The organism is Paenibacillus sp. USHLN196 (assembly GCF_037144955.1).
Classification (GTDB): Bacteria; Bacillota; Bacilli; order Paenibacillales; family Paenibacillaceae; genus Paenibacillus; species Paenibacillus xylanexedens_C.
On the sequence record NZ_JBBCYH010000004.1, the window covers coordinates 435650 to 447846 of the forward strand.

The 12197-nt window shown below is 47.7% G+C and carries 12 protein-coding genes; 11 read left to right on the forward strand and 1 reads right to left on the reverse strand.

Annotated features, from left to right (window positions below; all coding sequences use genetic code 11):
• Nucleotides 1-25: 25 nt before the first annotated feature.
• From WFI24_RS11925 to WFI24_RS11935, 3 genes are read left to right on the forward strand one after another with little or no spacing between them, the layout of a single operon-like run.
• Complete coding sequence (locus tag WFI24_RS11925; protein WP_336760949.1) at nt 26-1438, forward strand: CapA family protein; 1413 nt, start codon at nt 26-28, stop codon at nt 1436-1438.
• 25 nt (nt 1439-1463) lie between these two features.
• A complete protein-coding gene (locus WFI24_RS11930) occupies nt 1464-2216 on the forward strand; it encodes a glycerophosphodiester phosphodiesterase (RefSeq protein ID WP_336760951.1) in 753 nt (250 codons plus the stop codon).
• Between the two features lie 38 nt (nt 2217-2254).
• Entirely contained in the window at nt 2255-2887 is a 633-nt protein-coding gene (locus WFI24_RS11935) for a fumarylacetoacetate hydrolase family protein (protein WP_336760953.1), read from the forward strand.
• A gap of 120 nt (nt 2888-3007) precedes the next feature.
• On the opposite strand, the gene WFI24_RS11940 is transcribed toward WFI24_RS11935, so the two are convergent.
• Nucleotides 3008-3415, reverse strand: coding sequence for a hypothetical protein (locus WFI24_RS11940; protein WP_336760955.1), 408 nt, complete (start codon nt 3413-3415; stop codon nt 3008-3010).
• A gap of 374 nt (nt 3416-3789) precedes the next feature.
• Here WFI24_RS11940 and WFI24_RS11945 point away from each other — a divergent pair, with 374 nt between their 5' ends.
• From WFI24_RS11945 to WFI24_RS11980, 8 genes are all read left to right on the forward strand, one after another.
• A complete protein-coding gene (locus WFI24_RS11945; RefSeq protein WP_336760957.1) occupies nt 3790-4347 on the forward strand; it encodes a MarR family winged helix-turn-helix transcriptional regulator in 558 nt (185 codons plus the stop codon).
• Nucleotides 4348-4405: 58 nt separating this feature from the next.
• The gene (locus WFI24_RS11950) at nt 4406-5854 is read left to right on the forward strand and encodes an aryl-sulfate sulfotransferase (protein WP_336760959.1); all 1449 of its coding nucleotides are present in this window, start codon (nt 4406-4408) and stop codon (nt 5852-5854) included.
• A gap of 39 nt (nt 5855-5893) precedes the next feature.
• A complete protein-coding gene (locus tag WFI24_RS11955) occupies nt 5894-6922 on the forward strand; it encodes an ABC transporter substrate-binding protein (protein ID WP_336760961.1) in 1029 nt (342 codons plus the stop codon).
• 27 nt (nt 6923-6949) lie between these two features.
• Nucleotides 6950-7726, forward strand: coding sequence for an ABC transporter ATP-binding protein (locus tag WFI24_RS11960; protein ID WP_336760963.1), 777 nt, complete (start codon nt 6950-6952; stop codon nt 7724-7726).
• A 17-nt stretch (nt 7727-7743) separates the two neighbouring features.
• Entirely contained in the window at nt 7744-8517 is a 774-nt protein-coding gene (locus WFI24_RS11965) for an ABC transporter permease (RefSeq protein ID WP_336760965.1), read from the forward strand.
• Between the two features lie 227 nt (nt 8518-8744).
• Nucleotides 8745-9554 (forward strand): DUF92 domain-containing protein, encoded by an 810-nt coding sequence (locus WFI24_RS11970; RefSeq protein WP_336760967.1) that lies wholly within the window; start codon nt 8745-8747, stop codon nt 9552-9554.
• A 13-nt stretch (nt 9555-9567) separates the two neighbouring features.
• A complete protein-coding gene (locus tag WFI24_RS11975) occupies nt 9568-10146 on the forward strand; it encodes a TetR/AcrR family transcriptional regulator (protein ID WP_221823344.1) in 579 nt (192 codons plus the stop codon).
• A 59-nt stretch (nt 10147-10205) separates the two neighbouring features.
• Complete coding sequence (locus WFI24_RS11980; RefSeq protein ID WP_336760972.1) at nt 10206-12137, forward strand: ABC-F family ATP-binding cassette domain-containing protein; 1932 nt, start codon at nt 10206-10208, stop codon at nt 12135-12137.
• The last annotated feature ends 60 nt before the right edge of the window (nt 12138-12197 follow it).

Genomic DNA, 12197 nt, shown 5'->3' on the forward strand with positions numbered 1-12197 from the left:
CTGTGAAGAAGAAGAGGAGCTGCTTATGTATCCCCCAAGATCAGAGCGAAGTGTACAGAAGAAAAAAGGTAAACGTACCCGCAATACAGTTATCTGGACAGTTAATATTGTATTGATCATGGCAATTGGTCTAGTCGGCATTTTTTATGTCATCCATTCACGTCAGCAACAGGCAGACCAGCCGGTGCAACAAGAAATTGTCGATCAGAATCAGCCTTCCATTGGAGACGATGCCAAAGGCGGCGATCAAGTAAGTTCACCGGACTCGGAGTCCGATGAGACTTCGGAAGAAGACCCCGGAGCTGCGGATGAAGAGACATCAGAGGATGCAGAAAAAACATCCGGCATAGCGACACCTGACACTTCAGGCAACACCAATAGTGGGAAGACGGAGTCCGGAACGAAAAAACCTGCGGCGGTTTCGACACCATCCAGCACCAAGGGAAATGCAGGTGTGGATAAGGGATCTGAGACGTCAAAACCCTCCAACTCAGCGGAGGATGTTACGATTAACTTTGTTGGGGATATTCAATTCTCGGGCAAAGTTGCTGAACTGTTGGATAGGAACGGTTATGATTATCCCTTTGCCAAGCTCGGCAGATTATTCAAGGACGATGATCTTACTATCGGTAACCTGGAGACACCCATAACTCTGGGGGGTACTGGTGCAGCTGACAAAACATATGTATATAAATCTTCGCCCAAAGCTTTGGCGGCAATGGCCTCTGCTGGTTTTGATGCTGTGAATTTGGCTAACAATCATATCCTGGATCAAGGTGTAGAGGGCTTGGTGGATACGCTAACCTATCTCAAGGAGTATGGCATAGCCCACACCGGGGCTGGCATGAACAGGGATGAGGCCTATGCACCAGCGTATCTGGAACGCAAAGGCATGAAGATCGCATTGCTTGGGTTCTCCCGAGTTGTACCGGAAACGAGTTGGAAGGCTGAGGGTAATCGGGCTGGCGTGGCTGAAGCCTATGATTTCACAGGAGCAGTTACTGCGATCCAGGAGGCCCGTAAGAAGGCGGATCTGGTCATTGTGGTTGCACACTGGGGAGAGGAACGGGTAAGTACTCCGAATAGTGACCAGACCCGATTGGCTCATGAGTTTGTAGATGCTGGTGCGGATCTGGTCATAGGTGGACATCCCCATGTATTGCAAGGGTTGGAGTACTACAAAGGGAAGTGGATTGCATACAGTACGGGGAATTTTATTTTCTCCAGATCCACAACCGAAGAAACGTGGAAAACGGCTGTGTTTCAGGCACGCTGTAGTCGCGAAGCTGCTTGCAGCATGAAAGTTATTCCTTATGAGGCGGGGCTTGGTCAGGCCATCCCGATGATTGATGAGGCGAACAGACTTCTGCTGCAGCAGATGGCACAGCTATCCCCAGGCATTCGATATGATGCGAATGGAGTGGCTTCGCCAAATTGAGAACCATTGTTGAGGAGGACATCAAATGAACAACCTTTGTGTAGCGCACCGTGGATTTTCTTCCATTGCACCAGAGAATACGATGGCTGCATTCTTAATGGCTATGGAACGGCCTGAAGTTCAGTGGATGGAGCTGGATGTGCAGTTATCACGTGATGGTGTACCAGTGATCATTCATGATTTTACAGTGGATCGCACGACGAATGGCAAGGGACTGGTTCGGGAAACCGATTGGGCTGATCTGCAACGACTGGATGCCGGATCATGGAAAAATAAGTCTTACAAAGGCGAACGGATTCCGGCTCTAAGTGAATTGTTAGATCGTTCGTGCGGGAAAGTGCGTTTGAACATCGAACTGAAAACGCAGGGTGATATGTACCCTGGTTTACCGGCAGCGGTGGTATATGAACTAAGAAAACGACATATGCAGAATGATGTAGTGATCACTTCGTTTGAACCAGCCGCTCTGATTGAAGTGAAAAAACTTGCACCGGAGATTCAGACGGGGCTAATTATTGATGCGCGACCGGGTGATCTGTTAACCGCATTGCGACAAATGAATTGCACGTTCCTCTCGATTGGATATACCAATGTAGACAAATCCTTAATGAACGAAATGCGGAGTGCAGGCATTCGTGTGATGGCTTGGACAGTGGATGACAAGAACATTATGAAGAGACTAGCGGCAGTAGATCCAGAGCTCATGTTGTGTACAAACCGGCCTGACGTATGGGAACATGCATTTCAGGAGACGAGCAGCCGATTCTTCAGACCGTAATTTACTCTATTTACACTAATGAAGGTGGTTATATTCCCATGTTGACTAACATTCGCAATGTATACTGTGTAGGACGCAATTATAAACTTCACGCGGAAGAATTGGGCAACGCGGTTCCGGATGAGCCGATGATTTTTATGAAACCATCTCACGCAGTCGTACCCCTGAATGGAGCTACTCTTGAATTGCCTGCTACCAAGGGTGAAGTTCACTATGAAGCTGAACTGGTGGTACATATCGGCCGGAGTTATGAGCCAGGTATGGCGGTAGATGAGCTGGTGGATGCATATGCGTTTGGTATTGATTTTACGTTACGGGATGTACAGACCGTGATTAAGAAAAAGGGACACCCTTGGACAGCGGCAAAAGGGTTCAAAAATTCCGCTCCGGTTACTGCATTTCAGGCATTTCCAGGTGCGGCAGCATTACTGGAGAAAGACTTTACATTGTCCAAAAATGGTGAGGAAGTCCAGCGTGGCAACATTCGTAACATGATCTTCAGTTTACAGGATATTGTGGATTATGTAGGTAACCATTACGGCCTGGGGCCGGGCGATGTCATTTTTACAGGAACACCCGAGGGTGTTGGACCAACACAAGCAGGAGATGTGCTCGAACTGGCATGGGACGGCGAATCCTTGGGTGCATGTACGATTGGGGCAGCACAATAAGGATTACACATCACACCTGCTTGGGATGGATAGGGTACAAGAAAGGGGCGTGCATACGCTCCTTTTTGTCGTGAAATAAGAAAGATCTTCAAAATTTCTATCGTACGGATTCGACGCTAATTACGCTAAGTTGTATGCAGTATTCGCACTCTGTGTGAGCAACTCTTCCAGTTCAGCTTGTTGTGCAGCATATTGCTCCGAACGGATACTTCCACTTGCGAGACGTTCATCCAACTGTTCCTTGAGCTGCCTAACCTGTATAGCAATGACCTCATTCAAGTTTCCGTTGTTTTCTTCCGTGATCGTCCTCAGTGATTTGCTGCTATACAATTCCTCGTACAAATCCGCTTCTGAAGGCTGATTCAGAGCGCTGAGCAGCTCGTCGCCGCTTCCCTCACGAGTATCCAGGTCAACGATGGACCATTTAGCAGTAGGTATAGGGGAGATGGCAGATTGACCCCATGCTGTTCCGGCGAAGGACATAGTGACAATCATTGTGCCTATAATAATGACTCTTTTCATGTTCATAGGGATAATCCTCATTTCTGTAGTTGAGTACGAACTGAATCGTAGCTTGTCGTTGATGTTTTGACCTAAGAATAGTGTAAACGGGAAACCTGAATTGAAACTTAAAACAGGATAAGTAATTTCAAATCAGCGGGCAATAAACGTGAAAGTAAAATTACTAACATAATTCATATTTGACAGGTTGGGTTAGTTGGTTATATGATGATCTCAATTATTTTAATACTCATTAAATGAACAGTGAAATAATTTGAACTGAAAACGGAACTGAGCTGATTGGACCACCAAAGGCTCCCGGGACTACTCCACTATGGAATGTCCACGGGGGCCTTTTTTCGTATGCTATTGAGGCTTCAGACGAACAAGGAGGATATGGAATGAGCGATAGAGATTGGGAAGCGTTGGAGCGGACGGATTGGTTATTTCGCAAAATGGTCAGGCGATTTGTCAAAGAGCGGGATCGCATCTCTGTAGAAGGCATTAGCCTGCCGGGCATGCTCATCCTGCACAAGATCATTCGTGAGGGAGAACAACGGCTTGGGGATTTGGCAGAACAATTGGACTTCACATCAGGTGCCATTACAGCGCTAACCGATAAGCTGGAGAAAAAGGGACTCACCATCCGCAGGCGAAAGGAAGACGATCGCCGGACGGTTTTACTGGACATCACATCCAGCGGGCGAGAGATGTATGCAAGAAACAGCAACATCGGTGCCCGATGTATCACGCTTCTGTTTGAGGGGTTTACCACGGAGGAACTGGAGCAACAAAGTCAATTCTATGAGCGGGTGGTAGCGAATCTGGAGGGGTTCTCAGACACGGTGCTGGAGTTGGCGGAGAATAACGGGATACAGGAACATGAGCAGTCCTCTACAAGTGACCTTGAGCAGAAGCAGCGGGACAATACCGGGAAGGGGAACTATCTCAGTTATTGAGGTTGAATCAAGTAGTGATATTCGACATTCCACAAACATTCTAGGGGAGAGATGATCAATGGGACACTCAACAATATATCCAACTGGAGCAACGTTATACAATCCGGATAAGGCTTGGGACGGATATACCGTCTATCAGGCAGGTGAGGAAGGCGTAGTGTTGATCGATATGAATGGCAAGGAGGTTCACCTGTGGAAAGGGCTGTTAGGGTTTCCGGCCAAAATATTGCCTGGCGGCTACGTGCTGGGCAGCACGGGTCGGAGAGATCCGAAGTTCGGTATTCAGGACAATGTCGATCTGGTGCAAGTGGATTGGGACGGCAACATTGTATGGAAATACAATAGCTACGAACATATTGAAGATCCGGGGTATGAGCCACTATGGTATGCCCGCCAGCATCATGATTATCAGCGTGAGGGTAATCCGGTAGGTTACTATGCACCTGGCCTTGCGCCGAAGACGAAGAGTGGTAAAACGCTCATCCTGGCACACAAAAATGTGAGTAATCCTCAAATTTCAGATAAGCCATTGCTTGATGATGCCATTATCGAAGTGGATTGGGAGGGGAACGTAATCTGGGAGTGGCTGCCTAACGAGCACTTTGAAGAATTAGGTTTTGATGAAGCTGCTCGAAATGTCCTGTTCCGTGATCCGAATACACGTTCTTTCGGTCATCTGGGCGGTGGAGTCGGTGACTGGTTACATATTAATTCTGCTTCTTATGTTGGACCCAACCGTTTCTATGATGATGGAGACGAACGGTTTCACCCCGACAATATTATCTGGGATGCCAGAGAGGCCAACATTATCGCCATTACAGACAGACAGAGCGGAAAGATCGTGTGGAGACTAGGGCCAGACTATACTTCACCTGAAGCGAAGCACATCGGCACGATTATCGGGCAGCATCATGCACATATCATTCCCCAAGGTCTACCGGGAGAAGGGAACTTGCTCGTATTCGACAATGGCGGCTGGGCAGGTTACGGCCTTCCGAATCCGGCTTCCCCATTTGGATTGAAACATGCGATTCGGGATCACTCCCGTGTGTTGGAGATTAACCCGGTCACCCTGGAAATTGTTTGGCAGTATACATCGGCAGAGGCTGGGTTTTCCGTCCCAACGGACTCCTATAAATTTTATAGCCCATACATCAGTTCTGCCCAGCGTTTACCTAACGGTAACACCCTGATAACCGAAGGTTCCAATGGCAGATTGTTCGAAGTCACAGCGGAGCATGAGCTGGTCTGGGAGTATGTCTCCCCTTACACCGATCGGCGCAATACCAATATGGTCTATCGCTCGTATCGCGTTCCTTATCAGTGGGTTCCGCAGTTGGAGAAGCCGCAGGAAGTTGCCATTGAAGCAATTGATGTCTCCAACTACAGGGTGCCGGGAGCAGCACCCAAAGGTTCTGCATCCATCGTGAGCGTGGAGACAACTCTTCCATTTGTGGAGGGTGCAGCCTGTGTGGCAACGTCGGATGAAGGCAAGTCAGGCGGTTAAGCGTCAAGAATTATGACTAGATCGAATGGGGTGTATATTGTGAGAAAACCATCCATAATTACCGGCGTATTGATATTATTCCTGGCCACGACACTCATATTATCCGGATGCAGTTCAAATGCAGTAGGATCTGGAGCAAAAGACGCTACCGGCAAAAATGCCGATAATGTAAAAATTCGAATTGCAGATACAAGTACCAATCCAACGTTCAGGGTAGCCATTGCCAAAGGTTTCTTTGAAAAACGGGGCATTGATGCAGAGAGTATTACGTTTGGCTCACCGGCTGAAGGTGTAAATGCACTATTTATTAAACAGGTAGATATTGCGTACGGGGCAGACTTCCCTGTATTAAATGCGCTGGCTAAAGGGGAATATTCGGTCATCGCTTCCGCAGGTCAGGCTACGGATGAAGCGGCAGCCGCCTGGAAGCTGTATGCAAAAGAGGATATTCAGAGTGGAGCGGATTTGAAGGGCAAGAAAGTGAGCTTCATTCGAGGCACATTCATTCCGTATCTATGGGATGAATATTTGAAAGATCAGGGATTGGCGCTAAGTGATGTGACACAGATTGGTCAGGGGGCTTTTGATGAGTCCTACATCGCGCTGAAACAGGGAGACCTTGATGCAACTTGGGTCATAGGTTCCGCATTAACCGATAAATTCGATGCCCTCGAAGGGGTACATCAGCTGACTGATATGTCCCAGACGCCTATACGCCTTGGTATGGGACTGGTATCGAGTAATGAATTCATCCAGGCAAACCCCGAAAAGATAAGTGATTTTCTTGCGGCGCTTGATGAGGCGTCCACGTATGCCCAAGCGCATCCTGAAGAGGTTGCGGATCTGATGTATAAAGAGACCAAACAACCTAAAGATGCCACGTTAAAAGACCTTCCGATCAATCCATGGAACGTTGGATTTACGCAGGCCGCTTATGATAGTTTGGCAGGTCAGAAACAATATATGGTGGACACCGGAATCATTGAACAGGATTTTGATCTCGACACCAAACTCAATCTGACCTCTCTCCAACAGGCTCTGCCGGAAAAAGTGGCATACCGTAAATAATTCATATTGAAATGGGAGGTGTCCGTTATGTCCTTACCTGCAACTCAGCATACCATTCATATTGAACAGCTTCGAAAAACATATCATGCCGCGACCAATGGGGATGTGCATTATATCATTAAGGATGTCGATCTGGTAATCAAAGGAGGAGAATTCTTTGTCCTGCTTGGACCCAGTGGATGCGGGAAGTCAACGCTGCTGAACATGATCGCGGGTTTTATCTCCAAGTCGGGTGGACAGCTCAAGGTAGACAACAAGGAGATCGACAGGCCGGGCAGGGATCGGGCAATGGTGTTCCAGCAGGCGGATTCTTCTCTCTTTCCATGGCTAACGGTGAGGGACAATGTTGAATTCGGGCTTCGAATGTCCAAGGTGCCTAAGACACAACGGCGTGAGATCTCTGATCGTTACATCCAGCTTGTTGGACTGAGTGCTCATGAGGGGAAATTTCCGAAAGAACTTTCGGGTGGCATGAAGCAGCGGGTTCAATTGGCTCGGGTACTTGCGAATGACTCAGCGATCTTGTTGATGGATGAGCCATTCGGTGCGCTGGACGCGATGACGAGACGAACCATGCAGAAGGAACTGGTGAATATTTGGAAAGAAACACATAAAACCGTTATCTTTGTCACACACGATATTCAGGAAGCGTTATTGCTTGGTGAGCGCATAGGCATTATGTCCGTAGGTCCATCATCAAATATAACGGATATTTACCACAACACTTTACCTTACCCTAGGAACATCGCCTCGTCTGAGTTCAACACCCTGTATGACCGAATTCAAGGCCACTTTGAAGAATAACTGAGGTGATATGTAAGATGAAATGGTTGGAGAAAAAATGGGTATCTATCCCGCTTCTATGGGTAACGGTCGTCTTGATCTGGCAGCTTGGTGCCCTCATCTATGGGCCTGACGTAATCCCTGGTCCGTGGCACACGATCCTAGGAGCACGTGAATTGATTGCTGACGGTACGCTGATGCAGTATATCGGAATCAGTTTCACTCGTGTGCTGGCGGGCTGGGTACTCGGAAGTATCATTGCTATTCCGGTAGGACTGATTATTGGCAAGGTGCATATCATCCGGCTGTTCGCCGAGCCATTCCTTAACTTTATACGCTTTATCCCGCCGATTGCTTTTATTACCTTATTTCTGGTGTGGTTCGGAATTGGAGAGCAATCCAAGATCGCGCTCATCATGTACGCTACCTTCTTCATTGTTGTGCTGAATACACTGACAGGTGTACTCTCCGTTGAAGAAGACAAAATCCGTTCGGCCCGCAGTATGGGAGCCAATGAACGGCAGATTCTGCTGCATGTGATTGTTCCGGCGACAACCGCGTATATCTTCACGGGTGTACGACTGGCGATGGGAACTTCTTATATGGCCATAATCGGTGCTGAGATGATTGCCTCGAATGAGGGAGTCGGTTACTTGATCTGGAATTCCAGACTCTTTTTCCGGACGGATTGGATCTTTGTCGGGCTAATTTCCCTGGGTTTTATGGGCTTCCTGACGGATCGATTGTTCAACTGGTTTGGTCGCAGAGTACTCTACCGATATGGGGTCATTGGCGGAGCGAAGCGGGTCTGAATGAAAAGATAGGATCACTGAATAACAGACGTTACGCAAAAGGGAATTTATCTTGTTTTAACGTATTATCAATAACCTGTTTTGGCACTTCTAAACGAGGCCGAAACAGGTTTTTTGCGTGCTGGCCTCTGGAGTTTCGGCATTGACATCAAACCGTGGTATAATTGAGTTTCAAAAATACAATAAACGTCATGCGGGTTGTGTATACGCTGCATGCAGGAGACATTATGGATTGGATTATTGGCGCCGTATGCGCTTCTATGGTGGCAGGTGCTGCCTATGCGAAAAAGTCGCTAACCCTGTCTGGCTGCCTGGCAGCAATTATGATGGGAACGATATATTACGGAGCAGGCAACCTGTTCTGGTTTGGCACGTTATTGTTGTTTTTCATCACTTCAACGTTGCTCTCCAGGTTTCGTAAAGATCGGAAGCAGGAGCTGGAGAAATCCTATGCCAAGTCAGGAAATCGGGATGCCGGACAAGTGATGGCTAATGGTGGGATGGGCATGTTCCTCTGTCTCGGATACTGGATATTTCCACATCCGGCATGGATATATGCTTTCATTGGCGTAATGGCTACCGTTACATCGGATACATGGGCAACCGAACTCGGGAGTCTTAGTCGCAAGCCGCCGCGCTCTGTTCTCACGTGGAAAGTACTTACTCCAGGTGCCTCAGGAGGCGTTTCACTTCTCGGTACCCTGGCTGCAGCTGTAGGCGGGGCTCTGATTGGTGCAGGAGCATTTTTCTTTTCCTGGATCGCCGGGGTAGAAGGGCTTGGTCTGCTTAGTTGGATTTTTGTCGGCCTTGTAGGCGGATTGGCAGGGGCTTTTGCCGATTCCTATCTGGGCGCAACGGTGCAGATGATGTATCGTTGTACCGTGTGTGGTCGTGAAGTTGAGGTGCATGAACATTGCGGGCATCCAACGGTTCGGGCTCGTGGCTGGTCATGGATGAGTAACGACCTGGTGAACGTGCTTAGCTCGGTCATTGGCGGATGTGTGGCGATTGGATTGGGTAACATTTTGGCGTTGTAGGAGGGAGTAACATTTGAACACTGTACATGGAGACAAATCGGAGGCTATTTTGGATGCAGCCTATGGTATTTTTGGCTCGAAGGGTTTTTATGAGACGAAGATGTCTGATATTGCAGACGAAGCTGGCATCGCAAAAGGCACCATTTATTTATATTTCAAAAGTAAGGAACAATTATTCGTAGCAGTATCCAAGCGTGACTGTAACAGTTTTATCAGTCGTCTTGAATATGCTTTGAACTCGCATGAGAACACAGGTGATAAACTTGGCGCAATAGCCAAGACCCACCTTACGTATTATTATGAGCGTCGCAATCATACCAAGCTCTTTTTTATGGCACCTAATAATGATCCGGATCTGATGCAATTTATGAAAGAATTTATGAATCAATATATGAGCATGGTGTGCGAGGTGCTGGAAAGTGCAAGTGTACCTGAGCCAGTCTTATTAGCCAAATCGTACATTGGGATTCTGGATCGTCTGAAGATGGATATTATGCTTAATCCAGAGTTCAACGAAGAAGATCTGAACAAACGAATTGCCTTCTCGGCAGCATTATTTCTGGACGGGTGTCGGTCCTTTTTGAAAACGTAAGTGCTTGTGTGGGTACGAGTAATATTGAATTCTATTTTACAGAGAAGTGGGTACGCGCAATGAACATAATGACGGTAGAACAAATTGCAAAAAGTTATGGCGAGAAAATATTGTTCAAGGACGCTTCATTTGGTATGGCTGATCAGGACAAGATTGGTGTCGTTGGGGTAAATGGAACCGGAAAATCCACATTTCTGCGTGTGATTTCTGGTATGGAACCTGCAGATGAGGGACAGATCTCCATTGGTAATGATGTACGCATTCAGTTTCTGGCGCAAAATCCGGACTTCAATCCGGATAATACGGTACTGCAACAAGTATTCGAAGGTGACAGCATGGAAATGAAAACCGTGCGTGAATATACGGAAACGATGGAGTTATTGGAGCTCCAGTCATCTGATCCAGCGTTGCAAGAGCGACTATTACGTTTGAATCAGCAAATGGAGCAGCTTCAACTCTGGCAGATGGAGAGTGAAGCGAAGAGTATTTTGTCCAAATTGGGTATTCGTCAATTCGATGCACTGATGGGCACATTGTCGGGTGGACAACGCAAAAGGGTAGCGCTAGCGGCTGCGCTGATTCATCCTTGTGAACTGCTTATTCTGGATGAGCCGACGAACCATATTGATAATGATTCGGTAGTATGGCTTGAGCAGTACTTGCAGAAGCGCCGCGGCGCACTGCTTATGATTACGCATGATCGGTATTTCCTGGATCGTGTGGCGAATGTCATGCTCGAATTGGATCATGGTCGTTTGTTCCGATATGAAGCCAACTATACACGTTTCCTGGAACTGAAGGCGGAGCGGGAAGAACGTGAAGCTTCTTCTGAACAGAAGCGCAAGAACCTGCTTCGGACGGAGCTTGCGTGGATTCGTCGCGGTGCCAAGGCGCGGACGACGAAACAAAAAGCGAGAATTGATCGCTTCGAACAACTCAAAGACCAACAAGGTATTCAGCGCTCGGGCTCATTGGAAGTATCGGTCGGTTCCACTCGTTTGGGTAAAAAGATACTGGAGATCGAGCATCTTACCAAATCCGTCGGTGGTCGCATACTGATCGAAGATCTGAGTTATATTGCCGTACCTGGTGATCGGGTTGGCATTGTCGGACCGAATGGTAGTGGTAAGTCCACGCTGTTACAGATGATATCTGGCAAGTTGGAACCCGATGCTGGAGTGGTTGACGTCGGCCCTACAGTCAATCTGGGTTATTTCACACAGGAACATCAAGAGATGGATGAATCACTTCGTGTGATTGAGTACATCAAGGAAGTGGCCGAGAATGTGAAAACGGCCGATGGCTCTCTGATTACAGCATCCCAGATGCTGGAGCGCTTCCTGTTTACCCCGGCTTCCCAATGGACGCCAATCTCCCGCCTGTCTGGTGGAGAGAAGCGTCGTCTGTATCTGCTGCGTGTTCTGATGGCTGCTCCGAATGTATTGCTGCTGGATGAGCCGACAAATGATCTGGATATCCAGACACTCGCTGTACTTGAAGACTATCTGGATGATTTTCCGGGTGTTGTTTTTGTTGTATCCCATGACCGTTATTTCCTTGATCGTACTGTGGATAAAGTGCTGTCTTTTGAGGGTAACGGTGCTGTACGTGTGCACGTCGGCGACTACAGTGAGTATGCGGAATGGATGCTGAAAAATGCACCTGGGACTACCCAAGATAGTGACACGGGCGCAGCGAAGGTGAAACAGTCATCGGAGAAACCGACTCCTGCTGTCTCAGCCGCTAAACCGAAGTTGAAATTCAGCTTCAAAGAGCAGCGCGAATACGACCAGATTGATGAAAATATTGAGAAGGCTGAAGCCAATCTCGTCCGGATTAACAAAGAGATGGAAGAGTCATTTAGTGATTCTGCCCGTCTGCAGGAATTGATGGCAGAGCAAGCTGAGGCTGAGCGCCATCTGGACGAATTGATGGAACGCTGGACTGTTCTGAATGAACTTGCAGAGCAAATTGAGCAGAGTAAGTCTTGATTTATAATTAATAGATCGCCCTTTCTCCTATAGTGACTTTAAGTCGTATTAGGAGGAGAG

What these genes read in the sequence shown, in the direction of transcription:
- WFI24_RS11950 (WP_336760959.1), top strand. Translation starts at nt 4,406, where the DNA reads ATGGGACACTCAACAATATATCCAACTGGAGCAACGTTATACAATCCG.
- WFI24_RS11930 (WP_336760951.1), top strand. Translation starts at nt 1,464, where the DNA reads ATGAACAACCTTTGTGTAGCGCACCGTGGATTTTCTTCCATTGCACCA.
- WFI24_RS11925 (WP_336760949.1), top strand. Translation starts at nt 26, where the DNA reads ATGTATCCCCCAAGATCAGAGCGAAGTGTACAGAAGAAAAAAGGTAAA.
- WFI24_RS11980 (WP_336760972.1), top strand. Translation starts at nt 10,206, where the DNA reads ATGAACATAATGACGGTAGAACAAATTGCAAAAAGTTATGGCGAGAAA.
- WFI24_RS11945 (WP_336760957.1), top strand. Translation starts at nt 3,790, where the DNA reads ATGAGCGATAGAGATTGGGAAGCGTTGGAGCGGACGGATTGGTTATTT.
- WFI24_RS11970 (WP_336760967.1), top strand. Translation starts at nt 8,745, where the DNA reads ATGGATTGGATTATTGGCGCCGTATGCGCTTCTATGGTGGCAGGTGCT.
- WFI24_RS11940 (WP_336760955.1), bottom strand. Translation starts at nt 3,415, where the DNA reads ATGAACATGAAAAGAGTCATTATTATAGGCACAATGATTGTCACTATG.
- WFI24_RS11935 (WP_336760953.1), top strand. Translation starts at nt 2,255, where the DNA reads ATGTTGACTAACATTCGCAATGTATACTGTGTAGGACGCAATTATAAA.
- WFI24_RS11965 (WP_336760965.1), top strand. Translation starts at nt 7,744, where the DNA reads ATGAAATGGTTGGAGAAAAAATGGGTATCTATCCCGCTTCTATGGGTA.
- WFI24_RS11960 (WP_336760963.1), top strand. Translation starts at nt 6,950, where the DNA reads ATGTCCTTACCTGCAACTCAGCATACCATTCATATTGAACAGCTTCGA.